The organism is Microbacterium oxydans (assembly GCF_026559675.1).
Classification (GTDB): Bacteria; Actinomycetota; Actinomycetes; order Actinomycetales; family Microbacteriaceae; genus Microbacterium; species Microbacterium oxydans_D.
The window spans coordinates 3524210-3543298 of the sequence record NZ_CP092891.1 but is presented as its reverse complement, the minus strand read 5'-3'; the positions used below and the strand labels follow the sequence as shown (position 1 = coordinate 3543298).

Below are 19089 nucleotides of genomic sequence, written 5' to 3'. Positions count from 1 at the left end.
GTCAGCCCTTGAGTGCTCCGGCGAGGACCGCGTTCTCCATCTTCTCCGCGAACACGGCATAGACGAGGTACGCGGGGATCAGGGTGATGAGGATGCCGGCGGCAAGAACACCGTACTGTGCGGCGTTCGCGATCGAGAGCGTCGGCAGCGCCACCTGCGCCGTGCGCAGCGACGCTTCGGGCCCGATGATCACGAGTGAGAAGAAGTACTCGTTCCAGAACGACAGGAAGTTGAGGATCGCGACCACGGTGAGCGTGGGGATCGCGAGCGGCACGTACACCGACCACAGCACACGCAGCGGACCGGCGCCGTCGAGCAGCGCCGACTCCTCGAGCTCGGCCGGGACGGCGCGCATCGCCTGGGTCAGCAGGATGACCGTGAGCGGCATGGCCGAGGCGGGGAGGAAGAGGATCAGGAACTCACGGGTGTGGAACAGCCCCATCATGATCGACAGCAGCACGGTCGGCACCAGGGCCGCGAACCCGGGGATCAGGAACCCGAGGGCGAACACGCGCTCCACCATCCGGCCGATGGCTCCCTTCGCCCGAGCCAGGGCGAACGCGGCGGGCACGGCGAGCGCGAGGGTCAGGATCTCCGCGCCGACCGTGATGTACGCCGAGTTCAGCAGGGCCGTGCCCAGCGAGGCCTGCGAGAACGCGAGCCCGAAGTTGTCGAACGTGAGCGGGGTGAAGGGGGAGAACGGCTGGTTGAAGATGTCGGTGTTGTGCTTGAACGCCGAGATCAGCAGGTAGTACAGGGGCGCGGCGAGCAGGATCACGTACAGCCAGACCCCGGCGTGCGCGAGGTACTTCATGGGGCCGGTGCGGGCGAGCGCTCCGCCGCGGGTGCGACGACGGGCTGCCGGACGGGACTGCGGCGAGGAGGTGCGCGGGGCGGTGGGAGCGGAGACGGCGGTCATGCGAGCGGGTCCGATCAGTACTTCTGCCGGAAGGCCCGGCGGATCACGAGGATGCCGGCGACGCCGACGATGAACAGCACCACGGCGACGGCCTGGCTGTAGCCGACCTTCGACTGGTTGAACGCGAAGTCGTACACGAGGAAGGAGAGGGTCGCGGTGGCGTTGCCCGGTCCTCCCTTGGTGAGCAGGAGCACGACCGCGGCGGAGGAGAACAGGGTCCACAGGAACTGCAGCATCGTGACGACGCCGACGAACTCGCGGCACATCGGCCAGGCGATGCTCCACATGCGGCGGAAGTGCCCGCAGCCGTCGATCTCCGCGGCCTCGAACACCGAGGCGTCGATCGAGTTCAGGCGGGCGGCGAGCATGATCGCGGAGACCGACATGCTGCACCAGATGGTGACGATGATGATGGCCCACATCGCGCTGTCGCCGTTGGCGAGCCAGGGGCGCGCGAGCTGGTCGAGGCCGATCGCGTCGAGGAAGCCGTTGATCATGCCCTTCGGGGCGAAGACGCCGACGAACACCATGGCCAGGGCCGAGGCCGACAGCAGCACGGGGGTGAACATGAGTGCGCGCACGAAGCGGTGTCCGCGGGGCTTGAGGTTCAGGTAGTAGGCGATCATGAACGCGCCGACCACGACGATCGGGAGGGTCACGACGAGCTGGAGGATCGTGTTGCCGGTCGCGAGCCAGACGACGGGGTCGTTCAGCAGACGGGCGAAGTTGTCGAGGCCGGCGGGCGTCCGCGGCGCGATCAGTCCTCGCCAGTTGACCGTGGAGAAGTAGAAGAGGCTGACCAGCGGGCCGATCGTGAAGACCAGGAACCAGAGCAGCGCCGGGAGGGTGGCCGACAGCTGCACCAGCTCGCCACGGCGTCTGGCCTTCGCGCGTCGGAGGGCGACGACCTCGGGGGAGTATGCGGTCATGGGGGAGGGCTCCAGCAGTGAGGAGGGCGGCCCGGCGTGGAGGCCGGGCCGCCCTGACGGGTTACTTCGCGGCGGCGTAGATGTCGTCGACGGTCTTGCAGATCGTCGCGGCGTCGGTGCCGGGGGTGAACGCGACCGAGGTCGCGCGGTACATCGGGTTGGAGACGTCGGCCGGCACGTAGATGTCGGGCATCACCGGGAAGTCGACCACCTCGGGCAGGTCGGTCAGGGACTGCGCCAGCAGCGGCGAGGTGACGCCGGAGGTGTCGCCGCCGAAGTCGGCGACCGGGATCACGCCGCCCTCGTCGAGGATGCCCTTGAGCACGTCGTTGCCGTACATGTAGGTGATGAGCTGCTCGACCGCGTCGATCTTCTTCTCACCGTTGGGGCTGATCCACCAACCAGCCGAGGTGGACCCGCGGTAGGCCAGCGGCTTCTCGAACGGTGCGCCGTCGGCGACCGGGAGACCGCCGAGGACGGTCGCCGCGGCGAGCTCCTCGGAGGCCGCCGGGTACGCCCAGGAGCCGAGCGGAGCGATCGCCGCCTGGCCGTCCATGTACGCGGCCTGCGCCTGGTCGGCCGTGTAGCCCTCGACGCCGTCGACGAAGACGCCCGCGTCGCGCAGCTCGACCAGCAGCTCGATGCCCTTCATGGCCCCGGGGCTGTCGCACGTCGCGCCCTCGGCGTAGACCTGCTTCGCCTCGTCGGTCGAGAGGAACATCTCCAGGAACTGCAGGAAGATCTTCTGGCCGGACCAGTCGATGCCGCCGAGCACCACGGGAGCGATGCCCGCGGCGCGCAGCTTCTTCGCGGCGTCGACGAGCTCGTCGGTCGTGGTCGGGACGCCGTCGACCCCGGCCTTCTCCAGCAGGTCGGTGTTGTACCACCAGGGCCACGTGAACCCGGAGTAGGGGAACGCGCGGATGTTGTCCTCGGAATCGGTCCAGTCCACGAGGGCGTCGTCGGGGATGCGGTCGGCGATGCCCCATTCCTCGATGTAGTCGTTCACGGGGACGACGGCGCCGTTGACCGCCCAGTCCAGCTGCTTCTCCAGGAGTCCGACCAGCAGGACGTCGGCCTCTTCGCCGGCGAGGAGGGACGTCTCGTAGACCTGGTTGAGGTTGTCGCCGGACTCGAGGACCTTGACGTCGATGCCGGTCTCCTCGGTGAACGCCTCGAAGGCGTCGAAGAGCGGCTTGTTCTGGGCCTGGCTGGCCGTCCAGTTGGTCTGCACGACGATCTGGTCGGGTGTCGATGATTCAGTGCTCGCGCAGGCGCCGAGGCTCGCGGCGAGCACGAACGCGGTGGCACCTGCCAGGGGGATGGACACGCGCTTCTGCACGGAGGACCTCCTTCTCGGCCGGCCGGGCGCCGGCGGTTCCTCGAATGGTACTGTCCCGGACTCAAAGTGGTCAATACTGGTATTTCTTCTCGTGATCAAACAGTGATCCACCGAAGGCGGCTGATCATCCGTGGTCGGGGAAGAGCACCACGCCCTTGACGAAGTCGGCGGGCCGCGCCTCCATCAGCTCGTACGCCTGATCGATGTCGGCGAGGTCGAAGGTGTGCGTGATCAGCGGCAGATAGCTGAACCGTCCGTCGGCGATCATCGCGAGGCCGTCCGCCATCGCCCGCAGCGTCCGCGGGCGCGCGGGGGAGAAGCCGTTCACGATCGTGGCGCCCTTGTACCAGAGCTCCATGTCCATCGGGGCGTCGCCGGTGTGGTGATAGCCCACGATGCAGACCGTGCCGTACGGGCGGACGAGTGTGGAGGAGGTGACGAGAGCCGAGGTCACGCCGGCCGCCTCGACCACGACGTCCATGCGCTGCTCGCGCCGACCGGATGCCGAGGCGAACTCGGGCGGCAGCTCGTCCGGGTGATAGGCCTCGTGGGCGCCGAGGGCGAGCGCGCGCTCCCGCGCCGCGGGATTCGGGTCGACCGCGACCAGCAGCCCGGGCAGGCGGGCGGCCGCGAGCTGCACCAGGCCCAGCCCCATGAAGCCGAGGCCGACGACGGCGACGCGGTCCCCCGGGCGGATGCCGCTGCGGGAGAGCGCCTCCTCGAGGTCGGCGAGGGGCTCCCCGATCACGTGCTGCGGGGCGAAGCCGGCGGGGACGCGCAGGATCGAGTCGGCGTCGAGGGCGACCTTGGTCGCGAAGCCGTCGCCGCCGAGGCCGGTCACGACCTCGCCCACGCTCCAGCGGCCGCCGGGGTCGCCCACGGCGCTGATCCTGCCGACGGTCTCGTGTCCGAGCCGCACCGGTGCCTCCGGCGTCCCGTGCTCCCGCCACGGAGTGCGGTCCGAGGTGCACACTCCGCAGGCGAGCACGTCGATCACGACCTGCGAGGGCGAGGGGATCGGGTCGGGTGCCGACACGATCTCGGAGCGACGCGGACCGATGACCTGGCTGATGAGCATGGAATTCTCCTCCGGCTGGCTTCATTGCGAGTCCCACGAGCTTGTCTCAAATGGACAGCAAGTGGTTGTGCTCATCATAGAAGCGTATTAGCTTGGCCCTCAGTGGTATTTTCATGGACTACTACAAACGCTCAAAGGAGAGGCCATAGTGTACCAGTTCACCCATCGAGCAGGGCCGAGATGACGACGGTACGCACCGCCGCCGTGGTCGGTGCGGGTGCACAGGGTGCGGTGCACGCCTTCGGTCTCTCCCGGATCCCGGATCTGCGCATCGCCGCGATCAGCGACGTGGATGCCGACGCGGCCGACGCCCTCGCCGCCCGCCACGGCGCCCGCGGATACCGCGACCTCGAGCGCCTGCTCACCGAGAACCCCGTCGACGTGCTGAGCGTGTGCGCTCCCGCCGCCGTGCACCGCGACGTCGTCGACCTCGCCCTCGCGCATGGCGTGACGGCCATCCACTGCGAGAAGCCGATGGCGCTCTCCTACGGCGATGCCCGACACCTGGTCGAGACTGCGGCCGCGCACGGGGCCGTCCTCACCGTCAACCACCAGCGCCGCTTCGACCGCATGCACCGCGCGGTGCGCGACCTCGTGCAGGACGGCACGATCGGCGAGCTCACCGGCGCGCAGGGCTACTGCGCCAACCTCTTCGACTGGGGATCGCACACGGTCGACCTGCTGCGCCTGCACCTCGGCGACCCGCGTGCCACCTCGGTGCTCGCCCAGATCGACGTCGCGGCGCGCAAGCGCGTCTACGGAGCCCCGACCGAGACGGCCGGCATCGTCAAGGTGCGGTTCGACTCCGCCGTCGACGCCGTGATCATCACCGGACGCGACGAGCGCCTGCACCCGCTCGGCGACAACGGCATCGTGCTCCAGGGCACCCGCGGCCGGGTCGAGATCTTCGGCGGCCGGGCCCTCGTGCACGTGGACGGCCGCGACCCGCAGGAGATCCTCGAGAGCGTCGACCCCGAGTTCGCGATCGAGCTCGGCGGGGTCGATCCGGCCATCATCGAGCAGACCGCGCTCGCCCTCGCCGACCTCGTGCGCGCGGCGGAGACCGGCGCGGAGCCCGTGCTGCACGCCCGGCACGGACTCGCGGCCGCGGAGATCATCTTCGCCGCCTACGAGTCGAGCGTGCGCCGCGGTCTGGTCCGGCTGCCCCTCGACGTGCTCGACAACGCCCTCCAGCGCGGACTGGACCAGGGGCTGTGGGCGCCGGTGACCGAGATCGTTTCGACGTACTGACGTGAGAGAGATGGATGAGATGAGAGAGGCCGTGGCATGAGAGTGCTCCTGCGGCGAGGACTGTTCTATCTGATCACCGCGTTCGCGGCGATCACGATCAACTTCTTCCTGCCCCGGATGATGCCGGGAGACCCGATCGAACGCATGCTGACCCGATTCCAGGGACAGCTGAGCCCGGACGCGGTCTATGCGCTCCGGCAGCTGTTCGGTCAGGGCGACGACAACCTGTGGAACCAGTACTGGGAGTACTGGGGCAACATCTTCACCGGGAACCTCGGGGTGTCGATCAGCGCCTACCCCGCCCAGGTCTCCACCATGATCCTGCAGGGCCTGCCCTGGACGCTGTCGCTGATCGGCATCTGCACGGTGCTCAGCTTCGTGATCGGCGTCGGCCTCGGGATGCTCGTCGGCTGGCGCCGCGGGTCGTGGATGGACGGGCTCGTCCCGGCGACGACGTTCATCTCATCGATCCCGTACTTCTGGTTCGGCCTCATCATGGTCTACATCTTCGCGGTGAACCTGCACTGGTTCCCGCTGTCCGGCGGATACCAGCCCGGCCTCGTGCCCGGCTTCAACCTGGAGTTCATCAGCAGCGTCATCTCCTACGGCATGCTCCCCGCGATCACGATCATCGTGTCGTCGATCGGCGGCTGGCTGCTGGGCATGCGCAACATGATGGTCACCACGCTGAGCGAGGACTACGTGCTGCTCGCCCAGGCCAAGGGCCTGAAGACCAGCCGCGTGATGCGGACCTATGCGGGCCGCAACGCCGTGCTCCCCTCGCTCGCGAGCTTCGCGATGTCGCTCGGCTTCCTGGTCGGCGGCTCGATCGTCACCGAGGTCGTCTTCAACTACCCGGGCCTCGGCTACACCCTCTTCCAGGCCGTGCAGCAGCAGGACTACCCGCTGATGCAGGGCATCTTCCTCGTGATCACGATCACCGTGCTCGTCGCGAACCTCGTCGCCGACTTCGCCTACGTGCTCCTCGATCCGCGCACCCGACAGGAGGCCCGCCGATGACGACGCCGCTCACCGCCACCATCGCCGCCCCGAAGCCCGCGGCGAAGAAGGGCCGCAACCTCGACTGGCTGCGCGGCCTCCGCTCCGCCAAGATCATCGTCGGCGGCAGCGTGTTCCTGCTGTTCATCCTCGTCGGGGTCTTCGGACCGATGCTGATCACGACCGACCCGAGCGCCGTCAGCACCGAGGTGCTGCTGCCGCCGTCGCCCGAGCACTGGCTCGGCACGACGCACACCGGGCAGGACCTGTTCGCGCAGATGGTCTACGGCACCAGGATCTCGCTGTTCGTCGGCGTGGTCTCCGCGTTCTTCGCCACCGCGCTCTCCCTCATCGTCGGTCTCACGGCCGGTTACGTCGGCGGACTCGGCGACGAGCTGCTGTCGGTGCTGTCGAACATCTTCCTGGTCATCCCGGGCCTCCCGCTCGTCGTGATCCTCGCCGGCTACCTGCCCAGCACCGGCTCGGTCGGCATCATCATCGTGATCGCGATCACCGGATGGGCGTGGGGTGCCCGCGTGCTGCGCGCCCAGACCCTCTCGCTGCGCAACCGCGACTTCGTGGAGGCCGCGCGCGTGGCCGGCGACCGCACGTTCCGCATCATCTGGAGCGAGATCCTCCCCAACATGCTCGCGATCGTCGCCTCGTCGTTCCTCGCGACCGTGACCGGCGGCATCCTGACCCAGGCCGGGCTCGCCTTCCTCGGCATGACCGACGTCACCGAATGGTCGTGGGGCGGCATCCTCTACTGGGCTCAGAACAGCTCGGCGCTGCTCTTCGGCGCCTGGTGGTGGTTCGTGCCGCCGGGACTCGCGATCGCTTTCGTCGGCACGGCGCTCGCCCTGGTCAACTTCGGCATCGACGAGTTCGTCAACCCTCGTCTGCGGGCGGCGGGCCTCGGCACGAAGGCAGGCACCAAGACGCAGTTCAAGCGTCCGCGTCAGCCGCTGCTGAATCTGCGTCGGCCGCGCCGCGACCTCGACGACACCGGCGACTTCGTGGCCGGGGAGACCGTGCTGCAGATCTCGAACCTCACGGTCGAGTACCAGACGCACGAGAACGGCGCGTTCCGCGCGGTCGACGACGTCAGCCTCACCCTGCACCGCGGCGAGATCGTCGGTCTCGCCGGGGAGTCCGGCTCGGGGAAGACGACGCTCGCGTACGCCGTGACTCGTCTGCTCCGCCCACCGGCCGTGATCACGAGCGGCGAGATCGTCTACACCGGACGCGACGGCGAGCAGCTCGACGTGCTCGCGCTCGACGACCGCGACCTGAAGGCGTTCCGCTGGTCCGAGGTCGCGATGGTGCTGCAGTCCGCCATGAACGCGCTGAACCCGGTCATCTCGATCGGAGACCAGATCGAGGACATCTTCATCGACCACGATCTGCGCCTCAGCAAGGAGGAGCGCCGGCGGCGCGCGGCCGACCTGCTCCGCACCGTCGGCATCGACCCGCTGCGCCTCGCCAGCTACCCGCACCAGTTGAGCGGCGGCATGCGCCAGCGCGTCATGATCGCCATGGCGCTCTCGCTCAAGCCGCGCGTCATCATCATGGACGAGCCGACCACCGCGCTCGACGTGATCGTGCAGCGCAGCATCATCGACGAGATCGCCCGGCTGCGGCACGACTTCGGGTTCGCGGTGCTGTTCATCACGCACGACCTCGGTCTGCTGCTCGAGATCAGCGACCGCGTCGGCGTCATGCGCAAGGGGCGCCTGGTCGAGGAGAACACCCCGGCCGCGCTGCTCGATCACGCCGAGGACGACTACACCCGCCACCTGCTGAAGTCGTTCCCGAGTCTGCGCGGCGACGCGCCGATCTCCGGCGGCGGACGCTACGTCGCGGAGGACGGCGAGCCCGCCTCCGAGGAAGTGGGAGCACGATGACCACCCTGCACGCGGTGAAGCTCACCAAGGACTACCACCTGGGCCGTCGCGGCGACACGCTGCGCGCGGTCGACGGCGTCTCGCTCACGGTGCGGCCGGGGGAGACGGTGGCGCTGGTCGGCGAGTCCGGCAGCGGCAAGTCCACGATGGCGAAGATGATCCTGCGCATCACGGATCCCAGCGAGGGCGAGCTCCGGCTCGACGACGAGGTGGTGCCGCGCGGACAGCACGGCATCCGTCCCTACCGCTCGCGGGTGCAGATGGTGTTCCAGGACCCGTTCGCCTCGCTCAATCCGCTGCGCACCGTGCGGCACCACCTGCGGCGGCCGCTGCGCGTGCACCGCATCGTGCGCGGGCCGAAGGAGGAGCAGGCGGAGCTGGAGCGCCTGATGGATTCGGTGAACCTGTCGGCCGAGTACCTCGACAAGTTCCCGCACGAGCTCTCGGGCGGCCAGCGCCAGCGCGTCGCGATCGCGCGTGCCCTCGCCCCGCGACCCGAGGTGCTGATCGCGGACGAGCCGGTGTCGATGCTCGACGTGTCGATCCGCATGGAGATCCTCGAACTGCTCGACCGCCTCAAGGTCGAGCGCAACCTCGCGGTCCTCTACATCACCCACGACCTCGCCACCGCCCGGCACTTCTCGAGCCAGATCGTCGTCATGCGCAACGGCCGCGTGGTCGAGCGCGGCCCCAGCGACGAGGTCATCGCGGTGCCGGTCCACCCCTATACGCAGCTCCTCGTGCGCGCGGCCCCCGATCCGCGCTCCGAGCCGTTCGAGGTCGACGTCGACCGTCGCCTGCGCCATCCCGAGGTGCGGGTCGGCGATGCGGACCCGACCGAGGAGCGCGGCGTCGACGGCGTCCACTGGGCGCGCGAGTGGGACGACGACGAGAGCGTCGCCCGTCTGCTCGCCGACAGCCGCATCCCGGGGAAGGAGGGCATGGGCGCCGCATAGCGGGCGCCACCGCAGTCCCGTATGACCACCGCAGTGTCCTCGCAGTCCCAACGAAAGGAAGTCGGCATGCCCATGCGCACGTCGAAACGAGCGGCCATCGCCACGCTGGCCGTCGCAGCACTGATCACCGGCCTCGCCGCCTGCGCCCCCAGCACGGGAGGCAGCAGCGGAGGAGGCGACACCATCCTCACGGTCGGCCGCTCGTCGGCCTCCGTGCAGAAGGTGTTCAACCCCTACCTGCCCACCACCGCCTACCAGCTCGGCTCCGAGGGCATGATCTACGAGCCCCTCGTGCAGGTGAACACGACCAAGGCGGGCGACTTCAAGCCGTGGCTCGCGACCGAGTGGGAGTGGAACGCCGAGGGGACGGAGCTCAGCCTCCAGCTCCGCGACGGCGTCACCTGGACCGACGGCGAGGACTTCACCAGCGAAGACGTCGTCTACAGCTACCAGCTGATCAAGGACCACCCCGAGCTGAACCTCACCGGCATCCAGTTCGACACCATCACGGCGCCGGACGAGCACTCCGTCGTGATCTCGTTCGCGACCCCGTCGGCGAACTTCTTCGACAAGATCATCTACCTGAGCATCGTGCCGGAGCACGTCTACGGCAAGATCGACGACGTCGCCGGCTACGCCGACGAGAAGCCGGTCGGCACCGGGGCGTTCATGCTCGACACCTTCACGCCCGAGAGCTACACGCTCGTGAAGAACCCGAAGTACTGGCAGAAGGGCAAGCCCGCCATCGACGGCCTCCGCTTCGTCCCGTACAAGGACAACACCGCGGTCTCGCAGGCCATGGTGCAGGGCGACGTCGACTGGTGCAGCTGCTACATGGCCAACGTCGAGGAGACCTTCCTCTCCAAGAGCCCCGACTTCCACATTCTGTGGTCGGTCGTCGGCGCCGACGGCCTGATTACGAACAACCAGAACTTCCCGTTCAACGAGAAGGAGATCCGCGAGGCCGCGAGCCTGGCGATCGACCGTCAGCAGGTCGCCGATGTGGCCAACCGTCCGGCGGCGACGTGGAAGGGCGGCCTGCCGCTCCCGGTGTTCGAGGACTCCATCGCACCCGGGCTCGAGGACGAGCTCTACGACTACGACGTCGACGGTGCGAAGAAGATCCTCGAGGGCCTCGGCTTCACGATGGGCGACGACGGCTACTACGAGCGCGACGGCGAGAAGCTCGCCTTCCAGATCACGATCCCGCAGGCGTTCACCGAGCAGGTCGCGGCCGCGCAGATCATCCAGTCCAACCTCAAGGAGGCCGGATTCAAGGTCGACGTCAACGGCGTCGCGGTCGAGGCGATCAACGGCATCACCAGCAAGGGCGAGTTCCAGGCGACGATCGGCTACCCGATCGCCACCCAGCTCCTCGCGGTGAACCTGTACGACTCGTGGATGAACCCCGCGTACTCGCTGCCGATCGGCGAGGCCATCCCGACGTACCAGAACATCCAGCGCACGGAGGACCCGGAGATCGCGCAGTACTTCACGGACTACTTCGCCGCGACCAGCGACGACGAGCGCACCGCCGCCGTCACCGGTCTGCAGGAGCAGTTCATCGAGGAGACCCCGTGGGTCGTGCTCTCGTACTACCAGGCCTACGCCGGGTGGAGCGAGAAGAAGGCCACCGGATGGCCCCAGGAGAAGGACCCGTACTGGGGCGCCTTCGTCAACCCGGTCGTCGCACTGGAGCTCCAGCCCCGGTGATGACCGCACGCGGCACCGCCGTGTGACCACAGGGGGCGCCTCTCCGGAGGCGCCCCCACCCGAACCACCCGAGGAGAACGTCCCATGTCCACCAGCCCCCGCGCCCTCGTCGTCGTCGGCGGCGACGACACCCACCACGACCTCCTCGGCGCCGCCGACGTGCTCACCCGCATCGGGGCGAGCGCCGGATTCGCCACATCGCCCGCCGTCGGCATGCAGCGGTTCGTGGACGCGCGCCCCGAGACGGCGGACGCCGACGTCTTCGTGCTCTACGACTCCGGCGCCTCGTTCCCGGCCGCGCAGCAGGCGGCGCTCGCCGCATCGGTGGCCGCGGGCAAGGGCGTCGTGGCACTGCACATGTCGAACGTGATGGGCGACCCCGAGGGCGCCGACAGCGCCTTCCACGCACTCCTCGGCAATCACTACCTCTCGCACGGCCCCGGACACCACGAGGGTCGGCACCGCATCGAGATCGTCGCGGCGCACCCGATCACCGAGGGCGTCGACGACTTCGAGCTCTTCGACGAGTACTACGAGTTCGCGTTCGCCGCCGACGACCACACGGTCCTCGCGGAGCGCACCCGCGACGACGGCGTGCGCATCCCCGTGCTCTACGTGCGCGAGGTCGGCGAGGGGCGGGTCGTCTACCTCGCGCTCGGCCACGACATGCGGGCGTGGGGCGAACCGCCCTTCCGTCGGCTCCTCGCGCAGGCGATCCGCTGGGCGGGCCGCGCATGAGCCTCCCCGGTGCCGCCGTCATGCTCTACACCGTCGACGCGCTGCTCGACGACGACTTCGAGGGCGTGCTGGAGCGCATCGCCGCCCTCGGCTACACGGGTGTGGAGACCTACGGCCTGCACGGCCGGTCGGCCACCGACGTGAACCGGATGCTGCATCGCACGGGCCTGAGCGTCGTCAGCGCGCACGCGCCGTTCCCCTTCGGCCCCGATGCCGCACGCATCCTCGACGAGTACGCCGAGCTCGGCACCCCGAACCTCGCCTGGAGCATGGAGGCCGAGGAGTTCGACGACCTCGACGCGATCGAACGCGGACTCGAACGGGTCAACGGCGGTGTCGAGGCCGCCAAGGCGCACGGCATGACCGTGGCGTACCACAACCACCACGCCGAGTTCCGGAACGTGATCGACGGTCGGAGCGCCTACGACCTGCTGCTGGAGCGCCTGCACCCCGATGCCCGCGTCGAGCTCGACCTGTACTGGGCCGCGGTGGGCGGGGCGTCTCCCGCCGAGGTCGTGCGGTCGATCGGTCCACGGCTGCGCTACGTGCACGTCAAGGACGGCCCCGCCCTCACCTACGGGCAGGACACACTCGTGCCGATCGGACAGGGATCGGTCGATGTGCTCGGCGCCCTGCAGGAGCCCTCGACGCTCGAATGGCACATCGTGGAGCTGGAGAAGCTCGACGTCGATCCGTTCGACGCCCTCGACGAGTCGTACCGGTACCTCACCGGCCACGGCGTGACGGCGGGTGCCCGATGAGCGCGCTGCGGGTGCTGTTCCTCGGCGGCGCCGGCATGATCGGCTCGGCCGTCGCGCGCGAGGCCGTGCAGCACGGGATCGACCTCACCGTCGTCACCCGGGGCGAGCACCGCCGCGCCCTGCCGGCGGAGGTGCACGGCATCCGCGCCGACATCCGCGACGGGGCCGCCCTCGACGCCGCGCTGGGCGACACGGAGTACGACGTCGTCGTGAACTGGGTGGGCTTCAGCCCGCAGGACGTGCTGCCCGACGTCGAGCGCTTCGCGGGGCGGACGGGCCAGTACGTGTTCGTCAGCACCTGCTCCGTGTTCGGCCGCCCGGTGCCGCAGCTGCCCATCACGGAGTCGAGCCCGCGCCGCCATCCGGTCTTCGGGTACGCCCGGGAGAAGCTGGCCGCCGAGCTCGTGCTGGAGGACGCCTACCGGGAGCGCGGTCTTCCGCTCACGATCGTGCGTCCGATGCACACGTACGACGAGACCACCATGATCTTCCCGGTCACCTGGACCGCGATCGAGCGCCTGCGTCGGGGCGACGCCACCGTGGTGCACGGCGACGGCACCTCGCTGTGGACCCTGACGCACTCGAGCGACGTCGCGCGCGCCCTCGTGCCCCTGCTCGGCAACACGCACGCGATCGGGGAGAGCGTGAACCTGGTCAGCGGCGACATCCTCACCTGGGACCAGATCCACACCACCCTGGCTGCCGCCGCCGGAGTGCGCGATCCGCTCCTGGTGCACCGCTCCAGCGAGTCCATCGGCCGCGAGGTGCCCGGCTGGGCCGAGGTGCTGCAGGAGGACTTCCGGCACTCGATCCTGTTCGACACCGCGAAGCTGCAGCGGCTCGTGCCCGGCTACCACCCGAAGGTCTCGTTCGCGGAGGGTGCTCGCCGCATCGTCGCGTGGCACGAGGAGGACGCCGCGCGCCGTGCCTTCGACGACGAGCTCTCCGCCGCGTTCGACCGCCTGATCCGGAACGGATGACATGACCGACACGACCGTCCCGCCCTCGGCCGACACCGCGTCCGCGCTGTCGATCCAGCTCTACAGCCTTCGCGACCGGCTCGGCGACCGCCGTGCGGCGACCCTGGCCGCGCTCGCCGCGCTCGGGTACGCGCAGGTCGAGCCCTACGACATCCTGAGCGACCCGGAACAGCTCGCACGCGAGCTCGCCGCCGCGGGGCTCACCGCGCCGACCGCGCACGTCAAGCTGCTCGACACCCCCGTCGAGCGGGCGATCGCCGCGGCGCGCACGGTGGGCGTCGAGACCCTGATCGTGCCGTGGGCGGAGCCCGCCCTGTTCGCGGACCGCGCCGGCGTCACCGCGCTCGCCGAGCGGATCAACCTCGCCGCCGCGCGCGCCGCCGAACACGGACTGCGCGTCGGGTACCACAACCACGACTTCGAGTTCTCGGCGCGCATCGACGGCCGCCCGGCGTGGGAGGTGCTCGTCGAGCTGCTCGACGAGCGGGTCGTGCTGGAGGTCGACACCTACTGGGCGAGCGTCGGCGGTGCGGACGTGTTCGAGCTGCTGCCGCGCCTGGCCGACCGTATCCGCGCCGTGCACGTGAACGACGAGGAGCCGGAACCGGACGACCCGCCCACGCTCGGCGTCCCCGTGGTCGGACGCATGCGCGAGGTCACCGCGCTCGCCGCGGACATCGGCGCCCTCGTGGTGGTCGAGGTCGTGGTGGACGGCGACCCGCTGCCCGCCGTCGAGCGCAACACCCGGTTCTTCGCGGAGGCCCTGTCATGACCCACGAGCCGGTGCGCGTCGGAGTCATCGGCGCGGGCAACGTCTCGGACGAGTACCTCGCCACGCTGCGCGCGGCACCCGGCGTCGACGTGATCGGGGTCGCCGACCTCGACCGCGAGCGCGCGGCGGCGCAGGCTCGGAAGCACGGTGTGCCCTTCTCGGGGGACACCGCGGAGCTGCTCGCCCTGCCCGGGCTCGAGCTCGTGGTCAACCTGACGATCCCGGCGGTGCACGCACAGGTCGCGCTGCAGGCGATCGCGGCGGGGAAGCACGTGTGGGGTGAGAAGCCGCTCACGCTCGATCGCGCTTCGGCCCGCGCGGTGCTCGACGCCGCGACAGCCGCCGGGGTGCGCGTCGGCAATGCGCCGGACACCGTGCTCGGCCGCGGCATCCAGCAGTCCCAGCAGCTGATCGCCGAGGGGCGCATCGGGACCCCGCAGACCGTGCTCACGCTCATGCAGGGTCCCGGGCCGGACGCCTGGCACCCGCGCCCGGACTTCCTGTTCGCCCGCGGCGCCGGTCCGCTGTTCGACATCGGCCCGTATTACCTGACGACGCTCGCGCTGCTGTTCGGCCCGATCGACACCGTGCAGGCGCTGGGCCATCGCGCGTTCGATGTGCGGACGGTGCCCTACGGCGAGCGGGCGGGCAACCGCATCCCGGTCGAGGTCTGGACCCACGTGAGCGTGCTCACCCGGTTCCGCTCCGGGGTGGTGGGCACATCGATCTACAGCTTCGACTCTCCCGTGCGGCGCCAGCTGTTCGAGGTCACCGGCTCCGGCGGCACTCTCACCGTGCCGGTGAGCGGCTTCGACGGTCCGAGCGTGCTCGTGCCGGCCGGTCGGCCGCAGCCCGAACCCGAGGAGCTGATGCCCTCGGGCGCCGAGCGCGAGCGCGGCATCGGCGTGGTCGAGATGGCCGCGGCGATCCGTGCCGACCGCGAGCCTCGGGCCAGCGGTGCGCTGGCCTTCCACGTGCTCGACGCGATGCTCGCGATCGAGGAGTCGGTCGATGCCGGCGCTCCCGTGGCCGTGGCCAGCTCCTTCGATCCCGTGCCGCCGCTGGACCCGCAGTGGGGCGCGGGCGGGTCCTGGCAGTGACGGTAACGCTGAGGACTTAGAATGGTCGTTACTGGTATGGTGCGTCGGCGCCGTGTACGGTGCAGAGTGGAAGCCACACATCCGAGGGGGCAGGGATGACGAGCAGCATCAGTGAATCGCCGATTCGTGCGGACTACCCGGAGCCGTTGTGGATCCAGGCCGTCAACCTGATCAAGGTCGAGATCTCGTCCGGCCGTCTCGCCGAGGGCATGCGCCTGCCTCCGGAGCGCGAGCTGTGCACGCAGCTCGGCATCAGCCGGGTGACCCTGCGCAAGGCGCTGCTGCAGCTCGTCGACGAGGGCGTGCTCAGCTCGTCCCACGGGCGCGGCTGGTACGTCGCCTCGGCTCCCGTCGCGAAGGAGTGGCCGAACAGCCTCGAGTCCTTCAGCGAGACCGCGCGGAGGATGGGACTGGAGTCCACGTCGATCGTCCGGCGCGCGGAGACCGGACACGCGAGCCTCGACGAGGCCGAGGCCATCGGCGTGGCTCCCGGCACGCCGATCTTCCGTCTCGACCGCATCCGTCTGCTCGACGGCGTGCCGATCGCGCTGGACGCCTCGGTCGTGCCCGCCGCGCTGCTGCCCGACGTCTCGAAGATCGACTTCGCCGTCGACTCGCTCTACGACCTGCTCGACTCCGCCGGTTCCGGCCCCGAGCGCGCCGACAGCACCGTCGAGGCGCGCGAGGCGGACGCACAGGCGGCCGAGGCCCTCAACGTCGCGGTCGGCAGCCCCCTGCTCGTGATGCGCCAGGTCGCGCACGGCTCCGACGGCCGGGTGGTCTCGCTCTCGACGATCCGCTATGTGGGCGAGCGCTACCGTCTGCGCACCGTCTTCACGCGCGGTGCCGGCCCCACCCGCTGAGGCCCCGCCCGCTGAGGTCCCGCCCGCTGAGGTCCCGCCCGCTGAGGGTCTCCTCCACAGGGTGCGATGGCGCCGCCTTGGTCGCGTCTACCCTGAGTCGGTGCAGTTCGCCTTCATCGATGAGTCGGAGCCCCTGGGCGCGGGCAATGGAGGCCCGTATGTGATGGTGGCCACGCTTCCGCTCTGTGATGATGCCGAGCAGCTCGATGACCTGCGTCGTACTCTCTACGCCATGAAGCCACGTCGGGCAGCGAAGCTGCACTGGTACGACAGTGTGGGATCCCTCCGGGACGACACCGTCGATGTGATCGGCGCGATGCCCTTGATGCATTGGGCTGTCGTGGTGCGTCCGTCACCGGGGGACCGGTCGGAGCGAACGCGGAGAGCATGCATCGCGAGGATTCTCTGGGAGCTCGATGGTCTCGATGTCGTGAGCCACGTCGTCTTCGAGTCGCGGGGGGCCGCGGACGATCTGCGAGATATGAACATGGTGCAGGCCCTCCGCGCATCGCGGCGACTGTCGTCCCGCATGCGGGTGGATCATGTACGGGGAGCGGACGAGCCCCTGCTGTGGTTGCCGGACGCCGTCTGCGGCGCCGTGAACGGGCGCATCATGGGATCCGACGTCTGGTCCGGGCGGCTCGACCATCAGCTCTGGATCGTGGAGGAGAACGCGAAACCCGGGCCCCACAAACAGCAGGAAATCCCGGGTTCACTTCTCCGTCCTCCGCGAAGGGGGAGCTATCTCTGAGCCTACCCGGTGTCGAAGGCGGCGTCCATGACGAGCCACGGCCGTGGAAGACCGGTCCCGGAATCTCCACGCCTGGCGGTGGGATCCCGCGTCAGTCCAGGTGGTTCGCGAGGTACCAGGCGCCGGCGACGGGCTGTTCGTCGAGGAGCACGAAGCCGAGATCCGGATGCTGCTGCGCGAGCAGTGCGCGCACCGCATCGGCCAGACGCGGCTGGGCGGTGATGACGCCGCCGGCCGCGACCACGGCGTCGCCCACCGCGCCGCGTCGCCGCAGCTGGGTGACCAGGCGCACGAGATGTGCGGCGCCCTCGTGGACGATGCGTGCCGCGAGGGCGGAACCGGCATCGGCGGCCCGGAACACGGCGGCGGCGTGCGGCCCCCAGTTGGCCATGGTGGGCTCGTCGTTCACGGCACGGGCGAGGCGCTCGGCGTCGGCCACGTCGAAGTCGGCGAGCAGGGCGCCGAGGAGTCCGTCGTCGGGTTCGCCGTCGTCATGGGCGAGCAGGGCGGCCCTGGTGGCTTCGCGGACGAGACCCGCGGCGCCGGCCTCGTCGCCGATGACCCATCCCCAGCCGCCCGCGGCGAGCGGGGCTCCGGTGGCATCGACACCCACGCCGATCGCGCCGGTACCGGCGATCAGACCGATGCCGGCGTCCAGCCCCGCGGCGGGGACGAGGAGCGCGGCGTCGTTGACGCAGCGCACCCGCGCGTGGCCGCGGAGACGCAGCGCCTCCGCGAGGTCGCGCGCGACCGGGACGTTGTCGAGTCCCTGGGCGCCGATCGCGAGGGCGTCGACGACGGCATCGGCGGGGAGCGCACGCGCCAGGACGTCGACGAGCCAGTCCGCGGCGGCATCGACGGGCTCGGCATCCCACTCGGCGGAACTCGCCACGACGTCGGCGACGAGTCGACCGTCTGCCGTCGTGGCGCGCACCGCGGCCTTGGTGCCGCCGACGTCCATGCCGACGATGAGTCCCTCGCGCGGGGCGAGGGCGTCATCGGATGGGGTCACTGAGCCGCTCCGGCGTCGACCTTCGTGTCGTCGTTGTGGAACACGAACTCCTCGATCTCCACGCCCCTGGCCTGTGCGACCCGGGCGACGAGGCCCTGCAGGAACAGGGCCTCGAGCACGGCTCGGGCGTTGGGCGAGCTCTGCGGCAGGCGGACGACCTCGAGCAGTTCGGCGCTCTCGACGTCGTCGGTCGTGACGAGCACGACCCGGTGCCCGGCGGCGCTGAGCATGCGGGCGACCTCGTGCTCGCGCTCGCTGCCGAACAGGACGTGGGCGCCTTCACCGGCTGACTCCATCGAGCCGTGCAGGTACTGGCGCGTACCCATCGCGCTCGCCGGGATCCGGGCCACCTCGCGGAAGAGCAGCGCACCCGCCTCGGCGGAGCCGGTCGAGGACCCGCCGCCGACGAAGTCGAGGCTGGGGACGGAGGTGATCAGATCCGCGGCGCGGTCGATCTGCGGGGCGAGCATGGTCTCAGTCTCGCGGAAGAGCGCGGCGAAGTCGTGCCAGGCCGGGTCGACCTCGCCGCCGGCCCACGCCTCGGCCAGCATGCTGAGGGCGACGACCGTCGCGGTGTAGCCGATGGTCGAGGCGTAGCTGTCCGGGATCGAGCCGAGTCCGACCAGGCGCGTGGCCAGGTCGGACAGCGGGGAGGGGACCGTGTTGACCACGCCGTATCGGAGGGCCTCGGGGATCGTGTTCAGGGCCGCGATCGTCTCGCTGCTCCGTCCGCTCTGGGAGACCGCGATCACGGGGTGCTCGCCGGTCGCGAGGGGCAGCGGGGTGTCGCCGGCGTCCAGGCGCCAGGCGGTGATGCCGCGTTCGCGCAGGTGCCAGACGGCGGGCGCGGCCGCGGCGAGGCTGGCGCCGATGCCGAGGAAGAGCGGCCCGACCTCGCCCAGGGCACCGCGGGCGGCGAGCTCGACGACCTGCCGCTCGATGTGCGGGATCGCGGTCGCGAGGCCATCGGCCTGGGCCGCGGTGGCCTCGGCGTAGCTGATGTATCCGTCCATGTCTTTCC

General features: G+C 70.0%; 18 protein-coding genes. 12 read left to right on the top strand and 6 right to left on the bottom strand.

Annotation, left to right across the window (positions count from 1 at the left end; translation table 11 throughout):
- Position 1 precedes the first annotated feature (1 nt).
- The 4 genes from MME74_RS17110 to MME74_RS17095 all read right to left on the bottom strand — a co-directional run bounded on the left by MME74_RS17110 (position 2) and on the right by MME74_RS17095 (position 4268).
- Positions 2–919, bottom strand: a complete 918-nt coding sequence (locus MME74_RS17110; protein WP_267416316.1) for a carbohydrate ABC transporter permease — start codon at positions 917–919, stop codon at positions 2–4.
- 14 nt (positions 920–933) lie between these two features.
- The gene (locus MME74_RS17105) at positions 934–1848 is read right to left on the bottom strand and encodes a carbohydrate ABC transporter permease (protein WP_267416315.1); all 915 of its coding nucleotides are present in this window, start codon (positions 1846–1848) and stop codon (positions 934–936) included.
- A gap of 61 nt (positions 1849–1909) precedes the next feature.
- Positions 1910–3190 (bottom strand): ABC transporter substrate-binding protein, encoded by a 1281-nt coding sequence (locus MME74_RS17100; protein ID WP_267416313.1) that lies wholly within the window; start codon positions 3188–3190, stop codon positions 1910–1912.
- Positions 3191–3314: 124 nt separating this feature from the next.
- Positions 3315–4268, bottom strand: coding sequence for a zinc-binding dehydrogenase (locus tag MME74_RS17095; RefSeq protein ID WP_267416312.1), 954 nt, complete (start codon positions 4266–4268; stop codon positions 3315–3317).
- 180 nt (positions 4269–4448) lie between these two features.
- On the opposite strand from MME74_RS17095, the gene MME74_RS17090 reads away from it, so the two are divergent.
- From MME74_RS17090 to MME74_RS17035, 12 genes are all read left to right on the top strand, one after another.
- Positions 4449–5519 (top strand): Gfo/Idh/MocA family protein, encoded by a 1071-nt coding sequence (locus MME74_RS17090; protein WP_267416311.1) that lies wholly within the window; start codon positions 4449–4451, stop codon positions 5517–5519.
- A gap of 36 nt (positions 5520–5555) precedes the next feature.
- Entirely contained in the window at positions 5556–6539 is a 984-nt protein-coding gene (locus tag MME74_RS17085; protein WP_267416310.1) for an ABC transporter permease, read from the top strand.
- Positions 6536–8422 carry a dipeptide/oligopeptide/nickel ABC transporter permease/ATP-binding protein gene (locus tag MME74_RS17080; RefSeq protein ID WP_267416309.1) on the top strand — a complete coding sequence of 629 codons (1887 nt, stop codon included), beginning with the start codon at positions 6536–6538 and terminating at the stop codon, positions 8420–8422. The genes MME74_RS17085 and MME74_RS17080 overlap by 4 nt, the downstream gene beginning before the upstream one ends.
- Positions 8419–9378, top strand: coding sequence for an ABC transporter ATP-binding protein (locus MME74_RS17075; RefSeq protein ID WP_267416308.1), 960 nt, complete (start codon positions 8419–8421; stop codon positions 9376–9378). Before MME74_RS17080 ends, MME74_RS17075 begins: the two co-directional genes overlap by 4 nt.
- Positions 9379–9444: 66 nt before the next feature.
- Complete coding sequence (locus tag MME74_RS17070) at positions 9445–11091, top strand: ABC transporter substrate-binding protein (RefSeq protein ID WP_267416307.1); 1647 nt, start codon at positions 9445–9447, stop codon at positions 11089–11091.
- An 84-nt stretch (positions 11092–11175) separates the two neighbouring features.
- Complete coding sequence (locus MME74_RS17065; RefSeq protein WP_267416306.1) at positions 11176–11829, top strand: ThuA domain-containing protein; 654 nt, start codon at positions 11176–11178, stop codon at positions 11827–11829.
- Complete coding sequence (locus MME74_RS17060) at positions 11826–12590, top strand: sugar phosphate isomerase/epimerase family protein (protein ID WP_267416304.1); 765 nt, start codon at positions 11826–11828, stop codon at positions 12588–12590. The genes MME74_RS17065 and MME74_RS17060 overlap by 4 nt, the downstream gene beginning before the upstream one ends.
- Positions 12587–13570, top strand: a complete 984-nt coding sequence (locus MME74_RS17055) for an NAD-dependent epimerase/dehydratase family protein (protein ID WP_267416303.1) — start codon at positions 12587–12589, stop codon at positions 13568–13570. The genes MME74_RS17060 and MME74_RS17055 overlap by 4 nt, the downstream gene beginning before the upstream one ends.
- 1 nt (position 13571) lies before the next feature.
- Positions 13572–14342 (top strand): sugar phosphate isomerase/epimerase family protein, encoded by a 771-nt coding sequence (locus MME74_RS17050; RefSeq protein WP_267416302.1) that lies wholly within the window; start codon positions 13572–13574, stop codon positions 14340–14342.
- Positions 14339–15442: a Gfo/Idh/MocA family protein gene (locus MME74_RS17045; protein WP_267416301.1), complete on the top strand. Its 1104-nt coding sequence runs from the start codon at positions 14339–14341 to the stop codon at positions 15440–15442. Before MME74_RS17050 ends, MME74_RS17045 begins: the two co-directional genes overlap by 4 nt.
- 95 nt (positions 15443–15537) lie before the next feature.
- Positions 15538–16305, top strand: a complete 768-nt coding sequence (locus MME74_RS17040) for a GntR family transcriptional regulator (RefSeq protein WP_267416300.1) — start codon at positions 15538–15540, stop codon at positions 16303–16305.
- A gap of 100 nt (positions 16306–16405) precedes the next feature.
- Positions 16406–17056 (top strand): hypothetical protein, encoded by a 651-nt coding sequence (locus MME74_RS17035; protein ID WP_267416299.1) that lies wholly within the window; start codon positions 16406–16408, stop codon positions 17054–17056.
- Positions 17057–17147: 91 nt separating this feature from the next.
- On the opposite strand, the gene MME74_RS17030 is transcribed toward MME74_RS17035, so the two are convergent.
- Together MME74_RS17030 and MME74_RS17025 are read right to left on the bottom strand one after the other, a co-directional pair.
- Positions 17148–18068: an N-acetylglucosamine kinase gene (locus tag MME74_RS17030; RefSeq protein ID WP_267416298.1), complete on the bottom strand. Its 921-nt coding sequence runs from the start codon at positions 18066–18068 to the stop codon at positions 17148–17150.
- Positions 18065–19081, bottom strand: coding sequence for an SIS domain-containing protein (locus MME74_RS17025; RefSeq protein ID WP_267416297.1), 1017 nt, complete (start codon positions 19079–19081; stop codon positions 18065–18067). Before MME74_RS17025 ends, MME74_RS17030 begins: the two co-directional genes overlap by 4 nt.
- Positions 19082–19089: the final 8 nt, after the last annotated feature.

What these genes read in the sequence shown, in the direction of transcription:
- MME74_RS17110 (WP_267416316.1), bottom strand. Translation starts at nt 919, where the DNA reads ATGACCGCCGTCTCCGCTCCCACCGCCCCGCGCACCTCCTCGCCGCAG.
- MME74_RS17105 (WP_267416315.1), bottom strand. Translation starts at nt 1,848, where the DNA reads ATGACCGCATACTCCCCCGAGGTCGTCGCCCTCCGACGCGCGAAGGCC.
- MME74_RS17095 (WP_267416312.1), bottom strand. Translation starts at nt 4,268, where the DNA reads ATGCTCATCAGCCAGGTCATCGGTCCGCGTCGCTCCGAGATCGTGTCG.
- MME74_RS17090 (WP_267416311.1), top strand. Translation starts at nt 4,449, where the DNA reads ATGACGACGGTACGCACCGCCGCCGTGGTCGGTGCGGGTGCACAGGGT.
- MME74_RS17085 (WP_267416310.1), top strand. Translation starts at nt 5,556, where the DNA reads ATGAGAGTGCTCCTGCGGCGAGGACTGTTCTATCTGATCACCGCGTTC.
- MME74_RS17080 (WP_267416309.1), top strand. Translation starts at nt 6,536, where the DNA reads ATGACGACGCCGCTCACCGCCACCATCGCCGCCCCGAAGCCCGCGGCG.
- MME74_RS17075 (WP_267416308.1), top strand. Translation starts at nt 8,419, where the DNA reads ATGACCACCCTGCACGCGGTGAAGCTCACCAAGGACTACCACCTGGGC.
- MME74_RS17070 (WP_267416307.1), top strand. Translation starts at nt 9,445, where the DNA reads ATGCCCATGCGCACGTCGAAACGAGCGGCCATCGCCACGCTGGCCGTC.
- MME74_RS17065 (WP_267416306.1), top strand. Translation starts at nt 11,176, where the DNA reads ATGTCCACCAGCCCCCGCGCCCTCGTCGTCGTCGGCGGCGACGACACC.
- MME74_RS17060 (WP_267416304.1), top strand. Translation starts at nt 11,826, where the DNA reads ATGAGCCTCCCCGGTGCCGCCGTCATGCTCTACACCGTCGACGCGCTG.
- MME74_RS17055 (WP_267416303.1), top strand. Translation starts at nt 12,587, where the DNA reads ATGAGCGCGCTGCGGGTGCTGTTCCTCGGCGGCGCCGGCATGATCGGC.
- MME74_RS17050 (WP_267416302.1), top strand. Translation starts at nt 13,572, where the DNA reads ATGACCGACACGACCGTCCCGCCCTCGGCCGACACCGCGTCCGCGCTG.
- MME74_RS17045 (WP_267416301.1), top strand. Translation starts at nt 14,339, where the DNA reads ATGACCCACGAGCCGGTGCGCGTCGGAGTCATCGGCGCGGGCAACGTC.
- MME74_RS17040 (WP_267416300.1), top strand. Translation starts at nt 15,538, where the DNA reads ATGACGAGCAGCATCAGTGAATCGCCGATTCGTGCGGACTACCCGGAG.
- MME74_RS17025 (WP_267416297.1), bottom strand. Translation starts at nt 19,081, where the DNA reads ATGGACGGATACATCAGCTACGCCGAGGCCACCGCGGCCCAGGCCGAT.